This is a genomic window from Oleisolibacter albus (assembly GCF_003336875.1).
In the GTDB taxonomy this organism is placed as follows: Bacteria; Pseudomonadota; Alphaproteobacteria; order Azospirillales; family Azospirillaceae; genus Niveispirillum; species Niveispirillum album.
This window is the reverse complement of the sequence record NZ_QGNJ01000002.1, coordinates 179310-199473: the sequence shown is the minus strand read 5'-3', so window position 1 is coordinate 199473 and position 20164 is coordinate 179310. Positions and strand designations below refer to the sequence as shown.

The 20164-nt window shown below is 68.5% G+C and carries 19 protein-coding genes; 8 read left to right on the top strand and 11 right to left on the bottom strand.

Features of this window, described 5'->3' with window-relative positions:
* Positions 1 to 15: 15 nt before the first annotated feature.
* Positions 16 to 762, bottom strand: a complete 747-nt coding sequence (locus DK368_RS03950) for a TerC family protein (protein WP_114392264.1) — start codon at positions 760 to 762, stop codon at positions 16 to 18.
* Between the two features lie 607 nt (positions 763 to 1369).
* On the opposite strand from DK368_RS03950, the gene DK368_RS03945 reads away from it, so the two are divergent.
* On the top strand, positions 1370 to 2518 hold the full coding sequence (locus DK368_RS03945; protein WP_162305855.1) for a beta family protein: 1149 nt from the start codon (positions 1370 to 1372) through the stop codon (positions 2516 to 2518).
* On the opposite strand, the gene DK368_RS03940 is transcribed toward DK368_RS03945, so the two are convergent.
* A complete protein-coding gene (locus DK368_RS03940) occupies positions 2409 to 3047 on the bottom strand; it encodes a sce7726 family protein (protein ID WP_114392262.1) in 639 nt (212 codons plus the stop codon). The two genes, DK368_RS03945 and DK368_RS03940, sit on opposite strands and share 110 nt — an antisense overlap.
* A gap of 338 nt (positions 3048 to 3385) precedes the next feature.
* Here DK368_RS03940 and DK368_RS03935 point away from each other — a divergent pair, with 338 nt between their 5' ends.
* The 4 genes from DK368_RS03935 to DK368_RS03920 are packed head-to-tail and all read left to right on the top strand — an operon-like array spanning position 3386 to position 9850.
* The gene (locus DK368_RS03935; protein ID WP_114392261.1) at positions 3386 to 5014 is read left to right on the top strand and encodes a peptide ABC transporter substrate-binding protein; all 1629 of its coding nucleotides are present in this window, start codon (positions 3386 to 3388) and stop codon (positions 5012 to 5014) included.
* Positions 5015 to 5061: 47 nt separating this feature from the next.
* The gene (locus tag DK368_RS03930; protein ID WP_114392260.1) at positions 5062 to 6672 is read left to right on the top strand and encodes a peptide ABC transporter substrate-binding protein; all 1611 of its coding nucleotides are present in this window, start codon (positions 5062 to 5064) and stop codon (positions 6670 to 6672) included.
* 14 nt (positions 6673 to 6686) lie between these two features.
* Positions 6687 to 8276 (top strand): peptide ABC transporter substrate-binding protein, encoded by a 1590-nt coding sequence (locus DK368_RS03925; RefSeq protein WP_114392259.1) that lies wholly within the window; start codon positions 6687 to 6689, stop codon positions 8274 to 8276.
* Complete coding sequence (locus DK368_RS03920) at positions 8273 to 9850, top strand: peptide ABC transporter substrate-binding protein (protein WP_240002323.1); 1578 nt, start codon at positions 8273 to 8275, stop codon at positions 9848 to 9850. Before DK368_RS03925 ends, DK368_RS03920 begins: the two co-directional genes overlap by 4 nt.
* Here the strand turns inward: DK368_RS03920 and modC are convergent.
* From modC to DK368_RS03900, 4 genes are all read right to left on the bottom strand, one after another.
* Positions 9847 to 10956, bottom strand: a complete 1110-nt coding sequence (gene modC / locus DK368_RS03915; protein ID WP_114392258.1) for a molybdenum ABC transporter ATP-binding protein — start codon at positions 10954 to 10956, stop codon at positions 9847 to 9849. The two genes, DK368_RS03920 and modC, sit on opposite strands and share 4 nt — an antisense overlap.
* An 8-nt stretch (positions 10957 to 10964) precedes the next feature.
* Positions 10965 to 11666: a molybdate ABC transporter permease subunit gene (modB, locus tag DK368_RS03910; RefSeq protein WP_114392257.1), complete on the bottom strand. Its 702-nt coding sequence runs from the start codon at positions 11664 to 11666 to the stop codon at positions 10965 to 10967.
* Between the two features lie 13 nt (positions 11667 to 11679).
* Entirely contained in the window at positions 11680 to 12459 is a 780-nt protein-coding gene (modA, locus tag DK368_RS03905) for a molybdate ABC transporter substrate-binding protein (protein ID WP_240002322.1), read from the bottom strand.
* 80 nt (positions 12460 to 12539) lie between these two features.
* Positions 12540 to 13142 carry a DUF938 domain-containing protein gene (locus DK368_RS03900; protein WP_205028031.1) on the bottom strand — a complete coding sequence of 201 codons (603 nt, stop codon included), beginning with the start codon at positions 13140 to 13142 and terminating at the stop codon, positions 12540 to 12542.
* Positions 13143 to 13305: 163 nt separating this feature from the next.
* On the opposite strand from DK368_RS03900, the gene DK368_RS03895 reads away from it, so the two are divergent.
* Positions 13306 to 13785, top strand: coding sequence for a tellurite resistance TerB family protein (locus DK368_RS03895; RefSeq protein WP_114392255.1), 480 nt, complete (start codon positions 13306 to 13308; stop codon positions 13783 to 13785).
* Positions 13786 to 13837: 52 nt separating this feature from the next.
* Entirely contained in the window at positions 13838 to 14170 is a 333-nt protein-coding gene (gene fdxA, locus DK368_RS03890) for a ferredoxin FdxA (RefSeq protein ID WP_114392254.1), read from the top strand.
* Positions 14171 to 14326: 156 nt separating this feature from the next.
* On the opposite strand, the gene DK368_RS03885 is transcribed toward fdxA, so the two are convergent.
* Complete coding sequence (locus DK368_RS03885; protein WP_114392253.1) at positions 14327 to 14686, bottom strand: hypothetical protein; 360 nt, start codon at positions 14684 to 14686, stop codon at positions 14327 to 14329.
* A gap of 130 nt (positions 14687 to 14816) precedes the next feature.
* Between DK368_RS03885 and DK368_RS03880 the strand changes: the two genes are divergently transcribed.
* Positions 14817 to 15233 carry a hypothetical protein gene (locus DK368_RS03880; protein ID WP_114392252.1) on the top strand — a complete coding sequence of 139 codons (417 nt, stop codon included), beginning with the start codon at positions 14817 to 14819 and terminating at the stop codon, positions 15231 to 15233.
* A 36-nt stretch (positions 15234 to 15269) separates the two neighbouring features.
* Here the strand turns inward: DK368_RS03880 and DK368_RS03875 are convergent, their stop codons facing one another.
* The 4 genes from DK368_RS03875 to DK368_RS03860 form a co-directional block, all read right to left on the bottom strand.
* Positions 15270 to 18008, bottom strand: coding sequence for a PAS domain-containing protein (locus tag DK368_RS03875; RefSeq protein WP_162305854.1), 2739 nt, complete (start codon positions 18006 to 18008; stop codon positions 15270 to 15272).
* A 79-nt stretch (positions 18009 to 18087) separates the two neighbouring features.
* A complete protein-coding gene (locus DK368_RS03870) occupies positions 18088 to 18588 on the bottom strand; it encodes a hypothetical protein (RefSeq protein ID WP_155524460.1) in 501 nt (166 codons plus the stop codon).
* Complete coding sequence (locus DK368_RS03865) at positions 18578 to 19189, bottom strand: response regulator (RefSeq protein WP_114392249.1); 612 nt, start codon at positions 19187 to 19189, stop codon at positions 18578 to 18580. Before DK368_RS03865 ends, DK368_RS03870 begins: the two co-directional genes overlap by 11 nt.
* A gap of 110 nt (positions 19190 to 19299) precedes the next feature.
* Positions 19300 to 20148 (bottom strand): OmpA family protein, encoded by an 849-nt coding sequence (locus tag DK368_RS03860; protein ID WP_162305853.1) that lies wholly within the window; start codon positions 20146 to 20148, stop codon positions 19300 to 19302.
* Between the last annotated feature and the right edge of the window lie 16 nt (positions 20149 to 20164).

The window sequence follows — 20164 nt, the reverse complement described above, 5'->3', positions numbered from 1 at the left end:
GCCAGAAGCACCGGGTCACGCCCCCGGCATGGAGGCGCCCGCCTGCTTGCGGCCACGGCGGCGCCTGGCCATGCGCAGATTCAGCGCCTCCACCCCCATGGAGAAGGCGATGGCGAAGTACAGATAGCCCTTGGGGATATGGAAATGCAGACCGTCCGCCACCAGCGCGACCCCGACCAGCAGCAGGAAGCTGAGCGCCAGCATCTTCACCGTGGGATGGTCCTGCACGAAGCGGCTGGTGGGACCGGCGGCGAACAGCATCACGCCCACGGCCAGCACCACGGCCAGCATCATGACCGGCAGATGGCCGGACATGCCGACGGCGGTGATGACGCTGTCCAGGGAGAAGACGATGTCCAGCACCATGATCTGCAGCACGGTGGCGGCGAAACCGGCCGTGATCCGCCCGCCCACCTGCTCATCCTCGCCTTCCATGTTGTGATGGATCTCGCCCGTGCCCTTGTAGATCAGGAACAGGCCGCCGGTCAGCAGGATGAGGTCGCGCACAGAGACATCCTGACCCAGCAGGCTGAACAGCGGGTCGGTGAGGGTGACGACCCAGGCGATGGAGGCCAGAAGGCCCAGCCGGGTCAGCAGCGCCAGCCCCAGCCCGACCGTGCGGCCACGGGCCTGCTGCGCCGGCGGCAGCCGGCCCGCCATGATCGAGATGAAGATGATGTTGTCGATGCCCAGCACGATCTCCAGGATCGTCAGCGTGGCCAGGCTGGCCCAGGCCTGGGGATCGGACAGCCAGTCGAGCATCGTGGAAGGGTCCTGTGCAGTGGGATGTGCAGTGGGGTGTGCAGTGGGGTGTGCAGTGGGAACGGCAAGGGAAAGGGGCGGCGGCGGATGCGCGGCAGGCGGGGGGAGCCGGCGGACGGCGCCGCTGTCTCAATGGCCCGAACCGCGGCCGGGTTCCAGGGCCAATCCTGCAGCCGTGGGCTGTGCCGGCTGGCCGATAGTATCATAATTTGAATTTGTTATGCAGGCCCATGCAGCCGACAAGTGGCCGCATCCATGCCGCAGATCCTATGGGCCTACCGGCAAGCATAACCTGAAGCAAGTATGTCGTTGAATGCAAAGGATATTAATTTTCCCAAGGTGTTCTCCCCCTCTGTAATGGCTTGCAAAACGACCATAGATTTTCATTTTAACGCGCCAGACAATGCATCGAAGCCTTGAATTCTCTTTTGAGTTACCTAATATAGTTGGGTTACGGCAATTAAAAGATCGGCCGAGTTGGCGCTCGGCCGATCTTTGAAGCCGTGACGATGTGTTGCCATGGCTTCGACCTCAGCATACCAAAGTATGAACGCACATGAATCGTCGAGCGTCAAGGCAACTCGTACCCACTTTGACTGGAGCTGCGATGTTCGACGAAAACCATTACGTCCCTTTGCTGAAATGCAAGCGGGGCGAACTTAACGCCGTCGCCGGCCTTTCCGGCACCGCAAAGCAACGCCTAACGCCGCTTTTCGACCTTTTGTATGATGACGATTTCGACCCCGACCCGTCCGGCCTTGATGCCGCATTCAATGCGCGTGCGTCGCAATATGTTCCGCAACTTGTTCGGAGTTGGGGAACGAGCACCCCTGTCTTCATCGACGCCGGACTCATTGATCCCGGCGCCCGCGTCGGCAGCGCCACCCACATTGTCACTGCCGTTTTCGCTGATGCGCGCGCGAGCGGCCTCCTTGCGGTCCCGGTAACCAGTTTCGACCGTGATCCCGCCTATCAGGCCGCTGTGAGGCAGGCAGTGTCTCTGGATCAACGTGGAGCCTGCCTTCGGCTTGACTTGGCAGATCTTGATCGCTCGGACCTCGCCGCTGATATGGCCAGACTGATGGCCGCTATCGGAGTCGGGGTGGCCGAGCTTGACGTTATCATCGACCTAGGTCCGGTCGATAGCATCGCCAATCCAGGACTGCTAGCACGTCTGATCGTCAGCGGCCTGCGTACCCTACCGCATGCCGTAAGCCTGCGGACGGTGACGCTGGCGGGTGGCGCTTTTCCTCAAGCGCTGGGCGCCTACTCCGTAGGCATTCACACTATCGCCCGCACCGACTGGCTGGTCTACAACGCGGTCCGCGCTGCGTCTGTGCCTCGACTACCGACATACGGGGATTACGCCACTAGGCATCCGGTGCTCGGCGACATTGATCCTGCAGTTGTGAACGCCAGCGCAAGTGTCCGCTACACTCGTGAAGGTTACTGGCTCGTTTTACGCGGCCAGGGAGTGAAGACGCGCGGCGGCGGGGGCTTCTCGCAGTATCTTACCCATGCTATAAACTTGAAGTCTCATCCGGACTACTGCGGTCCAGGCTTCAGTGCTGGCGATCAGGAAATCTATGACATCGCAACACAAGCCACGACGCCTGGAAGTCACGAAACCTGGGTTCGTATCACGGTCAATCACCACCTGACGTTTGTGACGACGCAGACGGGCGCCACTGCGTCCGGCTCTTCAGGCACGCCCGGACCTGGTCACGGAGCTGTTGCAGCGGCATCGTCTCCGTGAGTCTCTTGTAAAGCGCGGCGCGGCTCTTGCTCTTCATCCCTTTTCCCGCTTCGACGGCTTCCAGAAGGGCGAGAGCCTCGTTGCGCCAGAGAAGCATTGCGAGTGCCTCGGCATCGAGAGTGCGGTTCAGCTTGGGTCGTCGGACGTCCTCAAAGTGAACCGCCCCCCGTGATCCGCCAACCGCCAGCTTTATGCCCCACCATTCCGGAACGATCGCCGTGGCTTTGTCGATATGTCCAGCGCCGCATACGAGCGTCACCTTGTCTAATGTGCGTGAGTATACCTGCGCCTGAAATGGCAGCCGTTCCAGCGTGTCGGCGTCGCTCTTAATTTCGTACCCGTGAATCATGCCGTTGATGACTGCAATATCAACTCGGCATGAGCCATGTTCCAGGCCGAGTTCGTCGAGGACGAGTGTGTCCGGCTCCCCGTGGTGCTCAGCAAGTACCTTCTTGTGCAGCGCATCTCTCACGTCGCCGTCCTTGACGACAGGTCTCCGGCTGCCGCGCTGGCTGACGTTCGAAATCATTGCCGCCATCTTAATGCCCCATGGCCTCTGCCGGATGTTCTAGCAGCTAGGGATTCAGCGAGATAGAGAGGATTTGTGCAGACCTCTCCCGCCATAACGGACCGGATCACCGATCAGCTGTGGAGCATAGAAAATCTCTTTGCCGGGACCGACACCTGGGCGGAGCCGCCGTCCAAGCACGGCCCCCGCAAGAAGCCGACCACGGAAACAGCGAAGTGATCCTCCAGGCCGCTCGGATCTCACACTGAGACACTACCGGCTGGCCGGCTCCCTTGCGGGGACGGGACGGACGGCCTACCGTTGCAGCCCGACCCGCACTTTCGGAGGACCGACGGCCCATGAGTCTGCTGCGCCGGCTTGCCCCATCTCCCACCGCGCTGGCCGCCCTGGCCGTCACCCTGACCGCCACGCTGGCCCTGGGCAGCGGCCCCGCCCTGGCCGAGAAGGTGCTGCGCCGCGGCATCGGCTCCTCCCCCGGCACGGTGGACCCGGGCAAGGCCGAGCTGCATCCGGAATCGATCGTCATCTATGACCTGTTCGAGGGGCTGCTGGCCCCCGGCCGCGACGGCGCCCCGCGCCCGGCCATGGCCGAACGCTGGGAGATCAGCGCCGACGGCACCGTCTACACCTTCCATCTGCGCCCCGACGCCAAATGGTCCGACGGCACGGCCGTCACGGCGGCCGACTTCGTGTTCTCCTGGCAGCGCCTGGGCGACCCGGCCAATGCCAGCCCCTATGCCTATTATGTCTGGCCCCTGGTCAACGGGCCGGAGGTGACCGCCGGCAAGGCCCCGCCCTCGTCCCTGGGGGTGGAGGCGGTGGACGCCAAGACGCTGAAGGTGACCCTGCGCGAGCCCACCGGCTATTTCCTGGCCTCGCTGGTGCACCAGTCCATGGCCCCGGTGCAGCCTGCCAACGTCAAGGCCCTGGGCGGCCAGTTCACCACCCCCGGCAAGCTGGTGTCCAACGGTGCCTATACGCTGGCCGAGGCGGTGCCGCAGTCCCATTACAAGCTGGTGAAGAATCCCCGCTACTACGACGCGGCCCAGGTGAAGATCGACACGGTCATGCATTTCGTGACCGAGAACATCGAGACCGAACTGAAGCGCTACCGCGCCGGGGAGCTGGACGTCACCTACCAGCTGCCGGTGACGCAGGTGCGCTGGGCCAAGGAGAACGAGGCCAAGGCCTATACGCCGACCCCCACCTTCTCCACCCAGTATCTCGGCCTGAATTTCCAGAACGAGCCGTGGAAATCCAGCCCGGCGCTGCGCGCCGCCCTGTCCCTGGCCATCGACCGCGAGATCATCGCCGGCAAGGTGCTGGAAGGCGACATGCTGCCGGCCTACAGCTTCACCCCGCCGGGCAAGGTCGGCGGCTATGAGCCGCCGAAGCCCGACTGGGCCGCCCTGCCGGCGGCGGAGCGCGTGGCCCTGGCCAGAAAGATGCTGGCCGAGGCCGGCTACGGCCCCGGCGGCAAGCCCCTGCCGCCGATGGAGGTGGTGCATTCCACCAACGAGAACAGCCGCCGCGTCATGGTGGCCGTGGCCGCCATGTGGAAGCAGGCCCTGGGCGTCAGCGCCAATCTCAACAACCAGGAATTCCGCGTGGTGGCGCAGCTGGGCAACCAGAAATCCTACCGCGACCTGCTGCTCTATGGCTGGATCGGCGACTATCCCGACGCCATCAACTTCCTGAAGCTGCTGCGCAGCGACGTGGCCCAGCAGAACCTGTCGGGCTATAAGAACCCCGCCTATGACGCGCTGCTGGACCAGGCCAACCGCAGCACCGACCCGGCGGAACGGCTGCGGCTGATGCAGCAGGCCGAAGCCCTGTCCCAGGCCGAGTTCCCGGTCATCCCGATCTATCACAACAACCGGCGCCGGCTGGTCAGCCCCAAGGTCCAGGGCTGGGTGCCCAACGCCCTGGACCAGAACCCCACGCGCTGGCTGGACCTGGCCCCGTAACATCCCTCCCCGCCGATCCCGTCCCCGTCCCGGAGGTTCCCCGCCCCATGCGTCCGCTGCTGCGCCGCCTCGCCCTGGCCCTGATCCTCACCGCCGGGACCACGTCCCTGCTGCCCGCCGCCGCCCTGGCGGAGAAGACCTTCCACCGCGGCATCGGCCCGGCCCCCGGCACCATCGACCCGCACAAGGCCGACGTGATCCAGGAGGCCATGGTCATCTATGACCTGTTCGAGGGGCTGATGAGCCTGGACGACCGCGGCGAGCCGCGGGACGCGCTGGCGGAACGGCACGAGGTGTCGGCGGACGGGCTGACCTACATCTTCCATCTGCGGGCCAATGCCCGCTTCTCCGACGGCAGCCCGGTGACGGCGGAGGATGTGATCTTCTCCTATCGCCGGCTGGCCAATCCGGCCAATGCCAGCCCCTATGCCTATTTCGTCTGGCCCATGGTCAACGGGCTGGAGGTGACCACCGGCAGGAAGCCCCCGAGCGAGCTGGGCGTCGAGGCGGTGGACCCGCGCACCGTGCGCATCCGGCTGAGCCAGCCCGCCGGCTATTTCCTGGGCCAGGTCAGCCATCAGGCCATGTCGGTGGTGCAGAAGGCCAATGTGGAGAAGTTCGGGGCCGAGTTCACCCGGCCCGGCAATCTGGTGTCCAGCGGCGCCTATGTGCTGGCCGAGGCGGTGCCGCAGACCCATTACAAGCTGGTGCGCAACCCGCACTACTATGATGCCGGGCAGGTGAAGATCGACACCGTGTTCCTGCACATCACCGAGAATTCCGAGACCGAGTTCAAGCAGTACCGGGCCGGGGAACTGGACGTGACCTTCTCCCTGCCCCTGTCGCAGCTGGCGTCCGTGCGCCGGGAGCTGCCGGACGCGCTGAAGCCGACGCCCATGTTCGCCACGCTGTATCTGGCTTTCAACCTGCAGCACGAGCCCTGGTCATCGAACCCGAAGCTGCGCGAGGCGCTGTCGCTGGCCCTGGACCGGGAGACCATCGCCCACAAGGTCATGGACCCGCTGGTGCGGCCGGCCTTCACCTTCGTGCCGCCGGACAGCGTGCCCGGCTACACCGCACCGCTGCCGAGCTGGTCGAAGCCGACCCAGGCGGAGCGTGATGCCCGCGCCAAGGCCCTGCTGGCCGAGGCCGGCTATGGGCCCGGCGGCAAGCCGCTGCCGCCGGTGGAGATCCTCTATGCCACCAACGAGAACAACCGCCGCATCCTGATCGCCGTGGCGGCCATGTGGAAGCAGAAGCTGGGGCTGGAGGTCAATCTGGCCAACCAGGAATCCCGCGTCGTCGCCGACATCGCCCAGAACCACAGCTTCAAGGATCTGGTGTTCTATGGCTGGATCGGGGACTACACCGACCCCAACACCTTCCTGAAGATCGTGCGCAGCGATGTGCCGCTGCAGAATTACGCCTCCTTCGCCAGCGCCGACTACGACCGGCTGCTGGACGAGGCCAATGCCGCCACCGACCCGGCCCGGCGTCTGGCCACGCTGGCCCGGGCCGAGTCGATCTTCACGGAATCCCATGCCGTGGCCACGGTCATCCACCTGACCCGGTTCCGGCTGGTCAATCCCAAGGTCAAGGGCTGGGTCCCCAACCCCCGCGACCATTACCCGTCCCGCTTCCTGGACATCGCCCGTTGAGGAGTTCCGTTCCCATGCGTCTGCCCGCCCTTGTCATCGCCGCCGCGCTCGCCCTGTCGGCGGCGCAGCCGGCGGGGGCCGAAACGGTCTATCGCCGCGGCATCGGCCCGGCCCCGGATACGCTGGACCCCACCAAGTCGGAAGTGCAGCCGGCCGCCCGTGTCCTTTACGACCTGTTCGAGGGGCTGTTCACCCTGGATGCCCAGGGACAGCGCCGCAACGGCATGGCCGAGAGCTACAGCATCTCCCCCGACGGGCTGGTCTACAGCTTCACCCTGCGGCAGGCTGAATGGTCCGACGGGACGCCGGTGACGGCCAACGACTTCGTCTTCGCCTGGCGCCGGCTGGCCGATCCGCACAATGCCAGCCCCTATGCCTATTATGTCTGGCCCATCGTCAACGGTCAGGCCATCACCGAGGGCAAGGCCGACCCGGCCACGCTGGGCGTGCAGGCCGTGGATGCCAGGACGCTGAAGGTCACGCTGCGCGAGCCCACCGGCCATTTCCTGGCCTCGCTGCAGCATCTGGCCATGGCGCCGGTGCAGGCGGCCAGCGTGCAGAAGGACGGGGAGTCCTTCACCCAGCCGGGCAAGCTGGTGTCCAACGGCGCCTATATGCTGGTGGAGAATGTGCCCCAGTCGCACATCAAGATCGTCAAGAACCCCCATTACTATGACAAGGACAAGGTCAAGATCGACACGGTGATGTCGTTCCCGATCGAGGACCAGGAGTCCGAGTTCAAGCGCTTCCGCGCCGGTGAGCTGGACGTGACCGAAACCCTGCCGGTGACGCAGAACGCCTTCGCCGAGAAGTCGCTGCCCGAAGCCTTCATCTCCGGCTCCACCTATTCCACCTATTACCTGTCCTTCAACCTGACCAAGCCGTTCTGGCGCGACAACCCCAAGCTGCGCGCCGCCCTGTCGCTGACCGTGGACCGCGAGGTCCTGGCCGAGAAGGTGCTGACCGGCACCGGCCGTGCCGCCTGGACCTTCACCCCGCCGGGCACGGTGGGCGGCTATGACGCGCCGCTGCCGGACTGGGCCAAGACCGATCAGAAGGCCAGGGACGAGATGGCCAAGGCCCTGTTGAAGGAGGCCGGATTCGGCCCCGGCGGCAAGCCGCTGCCGCCCATCGAGCTGCTGTACGCCACCGGCGAGAACAACCGCCGCGCCCTGGTGGCCGTAGCCGCCATGTGGAAGCAGAAGCTGGGCGTGGAGGTGCAGCTGAACAACCAGGAATTCCGCGTGGTCGCCGGCATCGGCAACGACAAGGCTTATAAGGATCTTCTGATGTTCGCCTGGATCGGCGACTATCCCGATCCCTATACCTTCCTGCAGCTGATGCGCGGGGATGTGACCCAGCAGAACTATCCCGCCTACAAGAACCCCACCTATGACCGGCTGGTGGAGGAGGCCACGCGCACCATCGATCCGGCCCAGCGTCTGGCCCTGCTGGGGCAGGCCGAGGCCCTGACCCAGGCCGACCATCCCATCGTGCCGCTGTACCACAATGTGCGGCGGCGGCTGGTCTCGCCCAAGGTCAAGGGCTGGATCCCGAACCCGCTGGACTTCAACCTGTCCCGCTATCTGGAGATCACCCCGTGAGGCATCTGGCGGCCGCCCTTCTCATCCTGCTTCTGGGTATGGGATCGGCGGCCGCCGAAACCGTGCTCCACCGCGGCAACGGGGCGGAGCCGGAAACGCTGGATCCGCATCAGGCCACGGGCATGCCCGAGGCCCAGATCTTCTACGATCTGTTCGAGGGGCTGCTGGCCCGCGGGCCGGACGGCAAGCCCGGCCCGGGCCTGGCCGAGCGCTGGGAGACCAGCGACGACGGGCTGCGCGTCAGCTTCCATCTGCGCCCCGGCGGCCGCTGGTCGGATGGCAGCCCCATCACGGCAGACGATGTGGTGTTCAGCTTCCGCCGGCTGGTGGACCCGGCATCGGGCAGCCACAACGGCCATTTCCTCTGGCCGGTGAAGAACGCCCGCGCCATCAGCGACGGCCGCATCAAGGACCCGGCCGCCCTGGGCGTGCGCGCCGTCGATGCGGTCACGGTGGAGGTCAGCCTGGAGCAGCCGACGCCCTATCTGGTCTCGCTCTTGAGCTATCCCATGCTGGTGGTGCTGCCGGCCGAGCCGGTGCGGCGGCTGGGCAAGGATTTCTTCCGGGCCGGCGCCCTGGTCTCGTCGGGCGGATACAGGCTGGCGGAGCAGGTGCCACAGGGGCACGTCAAGCTGGTGAAGAATCCCTATCACCGCGATGCCGGCACGACCCGCATCGACACCGTCTATTTCCATCCCACCGAGAACCAGGACACCGAGCTGAAGCGCTACCGGGCCGGGGAGCTGGACACCACCTTCGTGCTGCCGCCGCAGCAGATCCCCTGGGCACGCCAGGCGCTGCCCGAGCATCTGCGCGTGGCGGCGCAGCTGGGCAGCTATTTCTACGCCCCGAACCTGACGCGGGAGCCGTGGACGTCAAACGTCAAGCTGCGCCAGGCCCTGTCGATGGTCATCGACCGCGCCGTGCTGACGGAGAAGATCACCCAGGGCGGCGAGATCCCCAGCTACAGTTTCGTTCCCGGAACGGTCACCGGCTATACGCCGCCCCTGCCCGACTGGGCCGGCTGGCCCCAGGCCCGGCGGGTGGAGGAGGCCAGAAGGCTGCTGGCCGAGGCCGGCTATCCCGGCGGGGCCGGGCTGACGGTGGAGCTGCTCTACAACACCGGGGAAAGCCACCGGCGCATCGCCGTGGCCCTGGCCGGCATGATCCAGCAGAATCTGGGGATCAAGGCCAGCCTGACCAATCTGGAATGGAAGGTGTTCCTGGAGACGCGGCGGGCCAAGACCTATCCCGATCTGGCCCGGCACGGCCAGATCGGCGCCTATGACGACCCCCATGCCTTTCTGGAATTCCTGCAGAGCAGCGTCGGGCCGGAGAATTTCACCGGCTATGCCAACCCGGCCTTCGACGACCTCATCCACCGCTCGGCCCTGGAGCGCGACCCGGCGGCGCGGCTGGCCCTGCTGGCCGAGGCGGAAAGGCTGGTGCTGGCCGAGCAGGCGGTGATCCCGCTGTTCACCTACAGCCGGGCGCGGCTGGTCAACCCGCGGATCAAGGGCTGGATCGCCAACCCCGTGGACGCCAATGCCAGCCGGTTCCTCAGCATCGACTAGAGCGGCTCCCCGTCCTCCTCCACGGCCACGGCCTTCAGCACGGCCCAGACCGCCCGGCCCGGTTCCAGCCCCAGCTCCGCCGCGGCCATCCGGGTGATGCTGGCCAGCAGCGGCTGGCCGCCGACATCGAGCGCCACCTCCAGCCCGGCACCCAGACCGGCGCCCGCGCGCGGGAACAGGCCGGTGATACGGGCCGGCAGCACAGTGCGGGCCGACAGCCCCTGGGGCGGCTGCGTCGCCAGCAGCAGGTCGCGGGCGCGGATGCGCAGGCGGACGCGCTGTCCCACCACCCCCACCCGCCCCGGCACCAGCAGATCGCCGGCGGCGGTGCGCACCCGGGTCAGGTCCCAGCCCGCCTCCTGCCCCACCACGCGGCCGGACAGCAGCCCGCCGACACCGGAGCGGCCCAGCAGGGGCGACAGGTCCGGCCGGCCGGCCAGAGCCTCCGCCGGGCCGGCGGCGGCGATGCGCCCCTGGTCCAGCAGCACCAGCGTGGTGGCCAGCCGCAGCACCTCGTCCAGGCTGTGGCTGACCAGGACCATGGGCAGGGCCAGATCGTCGCGCAGCCGCTCCAGATAGGGCAGGATCTCGGCCCGGCGCGCGGCGTCGAGGGCGGCCAGCGGCTCGTCCAGCAACAAAAGGCGCGGCGCGGCCAGCAGGGCCCGGCCGATGGCGACACGCTGGCGCTCGCCGCCCGACAGCGCGCCGGGCCGGCGATGCAGCAGGCCGCCGATGCCCAGCAGATCGACGATGCGGGCCAGCTGCGCCGGCGCCGTGCGCCGCCCGGTGATCCAGCGGGCATAGAGCAGATTGTGGCGCACGCTGAGATGGGGGAACAGCCGCGCATCCTGGAACACATAGCCGATGCGGCGGCGGTGCGGCGGCGTCCACAGCCCCGCCTCCGTATCGACCAGAACCACCCCGTCCAGCACGATGCGGCCGCGCTGCGGCCGCTCCAGCCCGGCGATGAGATTGACCAGCGTGGTCTTGCCGGCGCCGGAGCGGCCGAACAGGGCGGTGACGCCCGGCCCGGCCTGCACATCGGCCTCCAGCGTGAAGGCGCCCTGCCGGTGGGAGAGGCGGTGGGAGAGGCGCAGGTCAAGCATGGCGGGCGTCAGCCATCGGCCCCCTCCACCCGCCGGCGCACGCGCCGCGCCAGCACCTCGCTGGCCAGCAGGGCCAGGATGGCGATGACAGCCGCCACCAGGGTCAGGCGCAGGGCGGCGGCATCGCCGCCGGGCACCTGGGTCTGGCTGTAGATGGCGCTGGGCAGGGTCTGGGTCCGGCCGGGAATGTTGGAGACGAAGGTGATGGTGGCGCCGAACTCCCCCAGCGCCTTGGCAAAGCAGAGCACCGCCCCGGCCAGGATGCCGGGCAGCATCAGCGGCAGCGTCACGGTCAGGAACACCAGCGGCGGCGGCGCACCCCGGGGGGCCGCCGCCTGCGCCAGCCGGCGGGCGGGCGCCACCCGCGCGCGGGGCACCGCCCCGACCAGCAGCGGAAAGGCCATGACGGCGGCAGCCAGCACGGCGCCGGTCCAGTTGAAGGCCAGCACGATCCCGGCCTCGGCCAGCAGCCGGCCCAGCGGCCCCTGCCGCCCGAACAGCAGCAGCAGCCCATAGCCGGTCACGACCGGCGGCAGCACCAGCGGCAGATGCACCAGCCCGTCCAGCAGCAGCCGGCCGGGGAAGCGGCAGCGCACCAGCAGCCAGGCCACGGCGATACCGGCGGGCAGGCTGAGCACCGTCGCCCACAGCGCCACCCGCAGCGACAGGCGGATGGCGGTCAGCTCCTCTGGCGAGAAGGGAAAGGGCATCGGCACATCCGGCTCAGCGCTCCACCGGGGTGAAGCCGTTGGCCGTGAAGATCGCCTGCGCCTGCGGTCCCGTCAAATAGAGCAGGAAATCCCGCGCCTCCGCCCCGGCCGTGCGGGTCAGCGCCACGGGATAGAGGATGTCGGGATGGCTGCCGGGCGGGAAGCTGCCCAGCACCCGCACTGCCGGTTCGGCCTTGGCATCGGTGGCATAGACGATGCCCAGCGGCGCCTCCCCCCGCGCCACCAGCGCCAGGGCCACCCGCACATTCTCGGCCTGGGCCAGCCGGTCCGCGACCCCGTCCCAGGCGCCCAGACCTTGCAGCGCCGCCTTGGCATATTTGCCGGCAGGAACGGCGGCCACATCGCCCACGGCCAGACGCCCGTCGGCCCCCAGCAGCGGACGCAGATCCAGCCCCTTCTCCAGGACCACCGTACCGGCCCGGCCGGCCGGGCCGATCAGCACCAGACGGTTGGCCAGCAGCGTCCGCCGGCTGGCCGGATCGATCAGATCCTTGCCGGCCAGATAATCCATCCAGTCGAGATCGGCGGACAGGAACAGGTCGGCCGGTGCCCCGGCCTCGATCTGGCGGGCCAGGGCCGAACTGGCGGCATAGGACAGGGTGACACTGCGGCCCGTCCGCGCCTGGTAATCGCGGCTGATGGCATCCAGCGCCGTCTTCAGGCTGGCGGCGGCGAAGACGGTGGTCCCGGCCAGGGCGGGCATCACCGGGGCAACGGCCAGCAGCAGGCCAACCAGCCAGGCGGCCAACCGGGGGAACGGAACGCGCATCATCGACCCCGACGCTATATCCAGATAGACATAGCGCAACCATGCCAAGCCGCCCCGGTGCTGGCAACGGAATCATGCGCGGATCAGCCCTTGCGGAAGACCAGGGTCAGGTTGTTGGCCGGCATCTCCACCACCTCGGCCAAGGGGAAGCCGTGGCTGGCGGCCAGGGCCTCCACCGCCTCCAGGTCGCGCAGGCCCCAGGCGGGATTGCGCGCCTTGAGGTCGGCATCGAAGGCGGCGTTGGAGGGGGCGGTGTGCTGCCCGCCGCGCCTGTAGGGACCATAGGTCAGCAGCGGCGCCCCGGCCGGCAGCAGCCGGGCGGCTCCGGCGAACAGTCCCAGCGTCGCCGCCCACGGGGAAATATGGATCATGTTGATGCAGACCAGCGCATCGGCGGCATCAAGCGGCCAGTCCGGCGCGGCGGCATCCAGGGCCAGCGGGGCGCAGACATTGCGCAGTCCCAGCTCCCGCGTCCAGGCGGCGATGCTGGCGCGGCAGTCGGCATCGGGATCGCTGGGCTGCCAGCTCAGCGCCGACAGCGCCGTGGCGAAGAAGACCGCGTGCTCGCCGCTGCCGCTGGCCACCTCCAGCACCGTGCCGCGTGCCGGCAGCACCCGCTGCAACACCTCCAGGATCGGCTGCCGGTTGCGCAGCGTGGCGGAGGCGAATCGGCGGGGATCGGTCATGGCGGTCATCCGGGCGGGAGAAGAAGGCGACGATCAACGGCCGTCCGATCGTGACCGATCGGCCAGATGCTCTCAAGCGCCGGGAACGCCGGGGGCGGGAACGGCGTTCCGGTCAGAGGCGCACCCCTTGTCGCCGCCCCGCCCCACCCCAACCTTTCAGGCCATGCTGAACCGTATCCGCCGCCTGTTCGACCAGCCCGACCGCGCGCTCGCCAGCCTGCAGCGCCCGGACCGGCTCCACCTCGCCGCCGCCGTGCTGATGCTGGAAGCGGCGGGCCTCGACGACAGCGTGACCGCGGAGGAGACGGGACGCATCCACGCCCTGGTGCGCAGCCGTTTCGGCCTGGACACGGCCGAGGCCGACGATCTTCTGGCCTCTGCCGCCAAGGTGGCGGAAGGGCCGGCCCAGTGGCACCGCTTCACCTCCACCCTGGCCGACGCCTTCGATTACGACGAGCGCGTGCAGCTGATCGAGATGCTGTGGGAGGTGGCCTATGCCGATGGCGAACTGCACCATCTCGAATCAAGCCTGTTGCGCAGGGTGGGTGGATTGCTCTACGTCTCCGACCGGGATCGAGGCGAAGCCCAGCGGCGTGTGAAGGCCAAGCTGGGGCTGCCCCAGGGACCTGCCTTGCCGGAATGACGGTTCCAGACCGACAGCGGCGCCGACCGGGTCCGAGGAAGAGAGGACGAGCATGCCGTACGTCGTCACCGAACTGTGCATCAAGTGCAAATACACCGATTGCGTGGAAGTCTGCCCCGTGGATTGCTTCTACGAGGGCGAGAACATGCTGGTGATCCACCCGGACGAGTGCATCGACTGCGGCGTGTGCGAGCCTGAGTGCCCGGCGGAAGCCATCCTGCCCGACACCGATCCCAAGGCCGAGGCCTGGCTGGCCCTGAACCGGGACTATGCCGGCAGCTGGCCCAACATCACCCGCAAGAAGGACGCGCCGGCCGACGCCGACGACTGGAAGAACGTGGCCGACAAATACGCCAAGTTCTTCAGCCCCAAGGCCGGCGGCTGACCGCCACAGCCGGTCCGGGACGGCGCGCCACCCCCTGGCGGCGTGCGCGCCCCCGTCCGATAGCCCTCATCGCCCGATCGGTCGGGTCCCGTCCATATCGGGCGGCCTCGGCCGCTGTGACCCGGCCGCTGTGACCCGGCCCGCTGTGACCGGCGCCTATCGCCGGTCGCGATCCGCCGCCTGTTCCTTGGCCGTCTGCCAGGCCTCCAGCGTCTGACGCAGCGCCGCCACCGCCCGGCGCTGGCGTTCGACACCACGGGCGCCGGCCGGGTCCAGCGCCGTCAGGATCGCCTGCTCGGAACCGAGGCAGGCCTCATAAAGATCCAGCGCCGCCCGGTCGCGGGCCAGCATGCCGGGATCGTCCTGCCGCGCCGCCTGCAGGTGTGGCATCCGGCACGGCCCGGCCAGCGCCGGCCCCGCCATCAGCAGCAGACACGCCGACAGGGTCCCCAGCAGGACCCCCGGCTGGGACAGACCGCGGCGCCGCGGCGCGAAGGGGATGGCATGGTCATGCATGCCGCCAGTGTGCCACGGACGCGCCGCCCGCGCTGAACGCCTTCGTACAGGATCGTCCCCCATGACGGGAGCCGATCCGGGTCTGGCGCGTTGTCTTCCCGAATGACGACACGGACGAAGGAGGTCATCCATGCCACCTCCGATACGGCACACCCGCTTCGGCCCGGTTCTGCTGCTGCTGCTCCTGGCCCAGACCGCGGCGGTGCCGCCGCTGCGGGCGCAGGACGCGCGCCCCTCCACCGGCGGCACGCTGGGTCAGGTGCCGGCGGATTTCGAACTGCATGGCGAGCTGATGCTGGTGTCGGGCCAGCTGACCGGATTCGAGGCAGCCTGCGGCTTCGGCCTGAAGCCCAACCGGCAGGAGCTGATGACCTGGTACGACCATTACCATCTGGCCCGCAGCCGTGCCCGCATCGAGGCCATCTATGAGCTGGGCGTCAATATCGGCCGCGAAGGCCCCTGTACCGCCGCGCACAATGCCGCCCTGGTGCGGCAATGGCGGTTCCTGCTGAACCGCACCGCCGCCTATGTCGAGACCTACCGCTGATCCCGGACCGGACGCACCGGGCGCAAGGGCGGCCGGTCAGATGTCGCCGCCGCCGCGCCGCTCACGCCAGCGCAGGGCCAGGCTGGTGACCAGATCCGTCAGCTTGGACCAGTCCACCGGCTTGGTCATGTAGCCGTCGAACAGGCCCCCGTTCATGCGGCGCAGCCGTTCCTCCGGCAGCACCTCCGCCGTCAGGGCGACGATGGGGATGTCGCGCTCCGGCCCCTCCAGACCGCGGATGGTGGCGGCCGCCCCGTCCCCGTCCAGCAGCGGCATCTGCATGTCCATGAGCACGACGTCATGGGCATCGCGGCGGACGGCGTCCACCGCCTCCACACCATTGACCACGGCCTCGACCTGGAAGCCCTTGCGCTGCAGCATGGCCGTGATCAGAAGCCGGTTGACCTGATTGTCCTCGGCCAGCAGGACCCGTGCGGCCATCGGTGCTTCCTCCGTCACATTCCCGCCCGCGGGCGCGGGACGGGCCGTCTCGACCACCAGCGGCAGGCGCAGGCGGAACCAGAAGGTGGACCCGGCGCCAAGCCGGCTGTCCACCCCGATCTCCCCGCCCATCATGCCGATCAGGCGCTTGCAGATGGCCAGCCCCAGACCCGTGCCACCGAACCGGCGGGTGGTGGAGGCATCGGCCTGACTGAACGGTTCGAACAACGTTGTCAAGGTGGCGCTGTCCATTCCGATCCCGGTATCGGCCACCTCCACCCGCAGGGAGGCCGCCGCTCCATCACAGACCAGATCGGTCAGCCGCAGTTCCACCCGGCCGCGTTCCGTGAACTTCACGGCATTGCCCATGAGGTTGGTCAGGACCTGACGCAGACGGGTGGGATCGCCCATGAGATCGGGCACGGGCTGCGGCGGCAGCTGCACCAGCAGGTCAACACCCTTGCGCCGGGCCGCCGGCGTGAACAGGCGGCGCACATCCTCCAGCAGGACCGGCAGGCGCAGGGGAATGCGCTCCAGCGTCAACTGGCCCTCCTCGATCTTCGAGAAATCGAGGATGTCGTTGACCACCACCAGCAGCGAATCAGAGGAGGAGCGCAGTGTTTCCACATATTGCTGCTGCTCCGGCGACAGCGGCGTGCCCGCCAGCAGGTCGATCATGCCGATGACCCCGGTCATCGGCGTGCGCAGCTCGTGGCTCATGACGGCCAGGAAGCGCGACTTGGCGCGGCTGGCCGCCTCGGCGGCATCGCGGGCCGCGGCCAGCGCCCGGGCCAGCTTGGTCATTTCCAGGGCCTGCCGTTCCAGCCGGTCGCGCGCGTCCTCCAGCTCCAGCTCGCGCTGCTTGCGCAGGGTGATGTCCTGAACGGCCCCGACGAATTTGGTCAGCCGTCCGCCGGCGCCATAGACGGGACCGCCGACCTCGCTGACATGGCGCAGTTCCCCGTCGGGCCGCAGCATGCGGTATTCCACGGCATAGCTGCCGCGGCTGCGCGCCACCTGCACCGCCCGCTGCAGATAGGTCTGGCGGTCATCGGGGTGGATGGCATCCAGCAGCTGCTCCAGCGTGCCCAGCTTCTCCTGGTAGGCATCGACCGGGACGCCGCGGATGGCTGCCAGCTCCGGCGACCAATAGACGATGCGGTTCTCTTCCGCGTCCCAGATCCAATAGCCCAGCCCGGCCAGGCCGGCCGTGTAGCGCAGTATGGCCTGACGCGACTGCAGGGCCTCCTCCGCCCGCTTCTGCGCGTCGATGTCGATGACGATGCCGTTGAATCGACGCTCATCCAGGCCGGACCGCAACTGGCGGGCGAAGCCGCGCCACCAGCGCACCGTGCCGTCGGGCAGCACGAACCGCCCCTCGAACTCCCAGTCACCGCCACTGGCCAGGACGGCGTCGATGCTGGCCTGCCAGCGCTCGGCATCGTCGGGGTGGATGCGGATCAGCCGCCAGTCCCGCAGCAGCGCCTCCGCCTCCACCCCGAACATCTCGTGGCAGCGCGGGCTGACATAGCTGTAGCCCCGGCTGCCGTCGCTGCGTTCGACCCATTGGTAGACCATACCGGGCACGGTATCGACCAGATCGCGGAAGCGGGCCTCGCTGGCCGCCAGGGCGGTGATGTCAAGCCCCAGGCTGAGGGTGCCGCCGTCGCTGGTGCGCCGTTCGACGATGCGGATCAGCCGGCCGTCCGGCAGCCGGCGCTCGATCCCCCCGGCCGGATTGCGGTGCCGCTCCACCCGCTGCCGGATCCAGGCTTCGGTATCGGGCTCGTCCGGCACGATGGCGCCGGCCCCGACACAGGCGCGCAGAGCCTCCTCGAAGGTGACGCCCCGGCGGAAGAAGGGATGGGCGGCCGGATAATATTCATGGAACCGGCTGTTGGTCATGACCACCCGGTCATCGGCATCGAACAGCACGAAGCCTTCATCCAGGCTCTGCAGCGCCTCGACCAGCGGCTGGGACGGCAACGCGGTCTGCGGGTCCGCCGCCGGGCGCAGCGTCAGCAGCAGAAGCCCGTCGCCGGCCGGGCGCAGGACGATGGACAGGTCGCGCGTCGACAGGCTGACCGGCCGCGCGGCATCGGCGGCGCCGGCCAGCGCCACGGCATGGGCGGCGAGGGCCGGTATGCGCTCGACCGCGGCCCCCGGCACCACACCGGCGAGCCGCCGGGCCGCGGCATTGGCCAGCCGGACCCGCAGGGCGCCATCCGACCGGACCAGCAGCAGCAAAGCCTCATCGCTGGCATCAGCCAACAGCTGCCAGGGATCGGCCGGGGCCGGGATATCCGGCAGGGCGGACGGGTCGGGCGGGATCATCGGCAATGACGGAGGGCCTGCGGACGGGGTGGCCCCCATCCTTGCACCACACCCCCGCTTGCGCCAGATCGAACGGGCATCACCCCTCGCCCAACTGCTCCAGCCGGGCCGCCAGGCCGGCGGCATCCTCCCCCTCCCGCCGGTGCAGCAGCGGCTTGCCCGCAGCGGCGGCGGCATTGGCGATGTCCGGCGGGACGGGACCGGGGTCCAGCAGCACCGCCAGCCAGGAGGCCGGCGCTGCCGCCAGTGTGCGCACCAGCTCGGCCGAGGTCGACAGGCGCAGCCCGTCGAAGCCCAGCGCATCCAGCTGCAGAAGCAGGGAGTCGGCCTGGGGGGACGGCGACAGCATCAGCACCGCGCGCGACCGGCGCGGCGTGCGCGGCAGCAGTTCGGCCAGACGCTGCGCCTCCTCTCCGGCCCGCTGCAGGCGCAGCGCGAAGTCCCGCTGCGGCCCGTCGGGCAGATCCTCGACCAGGAAGGTGGCATAGCCCAGAACCGCGTTCAGGGCGTTGAGGAGATCATGACGGAGGCCGGGCGGCAGGCCCGGCACGACGGGACGATCCGGCCGCTCAGCGGCCAAGGCCCAACTCCACCGCCCGCATGGCCGCCTGGGTCCGGTTCTTGGCCCCCAGCTTGCGGCAGAGACCGCGGATATGCAGCTTCACCGTGACCTCCTCCAGGTCGAGGGCACGGGCGATCTCCTTGTTGGACTGGCCTTTCAGCAGATAGTCCAGCACCTCGCGCTCGCGCCGGGTGAACCCGGCCGCGGCGCCGGTCGGCGAGGCATCCTGCGGCGCACCGGCGGGAATGAACACCTCCCCCGCCGCCATGCGGTTGACCGCTTCCACCAGTTCGGCCCCGGGAAGGGTCTTGGGCAGGAAACCCGAGGCGCCATGGGCCAGGGCCGCGCGCACATCTTCCGGCCGGGCCTCGCCCGACATGAAGACCACCTTGACCGACGGATGCCGCTCCCGCAGCCGGATCAGGCCGTTGAGGCCGTTCATGCCCGGCATACGGAAATCCAGCAGCACCATGTCGACGCCGGGCGGTTCCCCCATGACCTTCAAGGCGTCATTGACGGTACCGGCCCCCAGGACAATGGTCTCGGGAGAGGCTCGCTCGATATGCGATCGCAAGGCGTCGCGCACGAGATCATGATCGTCCGCAATAAGAAGCCGCATCGCCCCAGTTTACGCCTGTGGTTATTATTCGACCATATATATCATGGCTCCCACGGAATTGGTAATAGTGCTTTTTACCATGTCAGGCAGTCGAACATCGAAAACCGGACTCAACCACGGCTGGAAGCGACACCCCGCACCGCACCAGGATCGCTGATGGTCACTTCGATGCGGCGGTTCTGCAGCCGGCCGGCCTGGGTGGTGTTGCTGGCCACCGGAACCGCGGCCCCACGTCCATCTGTGCGGATGCGGCCGGGGTCGATGCCCTGGCCGACCAGGAAATCCTCCACCGCATCGGCCCGGCGCTTGGACAGGGCCAGATTGTAGGACTGGTCGCCGCTGCTGTCGGTATGGCCGATGATGGTGACCATGCGGTCCGGGTTCTGCTTCAGGAAGTCGGCCAGCGGCTGCAGGCGCTGGGCGTCACCCGGCGCCAGATTGGCACTGTCGAGATCGAAGTTGATGTCGCGCAGGGTCAGCACCAGCCCTTCGGCCGTGCGGCGGGATTCATAGTCCGCCAGCCGCGCCTCAAGCGCCTGCACGCGCTGGCGTTCCTGCTCGGCCGTCAGGCGGGCCTGGGTCAGTTGCTGTTCGCGCGCGCCCAGCAGGATGCGGTCCCGCTGCTGCACCAGGGTCTGGCGCTCCTCCCGCGACCGGGCGGCGGCGGCATCGGCACGGGCCACCTCCAGCCGGCGGGATGCCAGATCGGTCAGATGGCCCAGCTCGGCCTCGTCGGCCTCGCCCAGCGCACTCCGGGCCGTCTGCAACGACCGCTCGGCATCCTGGAAGGACACGGGCGCCAGCGACGGCACCTGGGTCAGGCGCGCCTGATCGAAATCCTGTTCCAGGGCGGCCAGGGGCGCATAGCTCTTCGGCGCGGAGGAGCAGGCGGCCAGCCCCAGCAGGGCGGCAGCGGTCAGCAGACGCGACAGCGGCAGGATCATCGGCGGCTGGCTCATGGGGGCATCCTCGGAT

Coding starts and splice junctions, on each gene's coding strand:
- DK368_RS03950 (WP_114392264.1), bottom strand. CDS start 762: ATGCTCGACTGGCTGTCCGATCCCCAGGCCTGGGCCAGCCTGGCCACG.
- DK368_RS03945 (WP_162305855.1), top strand. CDS start 1,370: ATGTTCGACGAAAACCATTACGTCCCTTTGCTGAAATGCAAGCGGGGC.
- DK368_RS03940 (WP_114392262.1), bottom strand. CDS start 3,047: ATGATTTCGAACGTCAGCCAGCGCGGCAGCCGGAGACCTGTCGTCAAG.
- DK368_RS03935 (WP_114392261.1), top strand. CDS start 3,386: ATGAGTCTGCTGCGCCGGCTTGCCCCATCTCCCACCGCGCTGGCCGCC.
- DK368_RS03930 (WP_114392260.1), top strand. CDS start 5,062: ATGCGTCCGCTGCTGCGCCGCCTCGCCCTGGCCCTGATCCTCACCGCC.
- DK368_RS03925 (WP_114392259.1), top strand. CDS start 6,687: ATGCGTCTGCCCGCCCTTGTCATCGCCGCCGCGCTCGCCCTGTCGGCG.
- modC (WP_114392258.1), bottom strand. CDS start 10,956: ATGCTTGACCTGCGCCTCTCCCACCGCCTCTCCCACCGGCAGGGCGCC.
- modB (WP_114392257.1), bottom strand. CDS start 11,666: ATGCCCTTTCCCTTCTCGCCAGAGGAGCTGACCGCCATCCGCCTGTCG.
- modA (WP_240002322.1), bottom strand. CDS start 12,459: ATGATGCGCGTTCCGTTCCCCCGGTTGGCCGCCTGGCTGGTTGGCCTG.
- DK368_RS03900 (WP_205028031.1), bottom strand. CDS start 13,142: ATGACCGATCCCCGCCGATTCGCCTCCGCCACGCTGCGCAACCGGCAG.
- DK368_RS03895 (WP_114392255.1), top strand. CDS start 13,306: ATGCTGAACCGTATCCGCCGCCTGTTCGACCAGCCCGACCGCGCGCTC.
- fdxA (WP_114392254.1), top strand. CDS start 13,838: ATGCCGTACGTCGTCACCGAACTGTGCATCAAGTGCAAATACACCGAT.
- DK368_RS03885 (WP_114392253.1), bottom strand. CDS start 14,686: ATGCATGACCATGCCATCCCCTTCGCGCCGCGGCGCCGCGGTCTGTCC.
- DK368_RS03880 (WP_114392252.1), top strand. CDS start 14,817: ATGCCACCTCCGATACGGCACACCCGCTTCGGCCCGGTTCTGCTGCTG.
- DK368_RS03875 (WP_162305854.1), bottom strand. CDS start 18,008: ATGATCCCGCCCGACCCGTCCGCCCTGCCGGATATCCCGGCCCCGGCC.
- DK368_RS03865 (WP_114392249.1), bottom strand. CDS start 19,189: ATGCGGCTTCTTATTGCGGACGATCATGATCTCGTGCGCGACGCCTTG.
- DK368_RS03860 (WP_162305853.1), bottom strand. CDS start 20,148: ATGAGCCAGCCGCCGATGATCCTGCCGCTGTCGCGTCTGCTGACCGCT.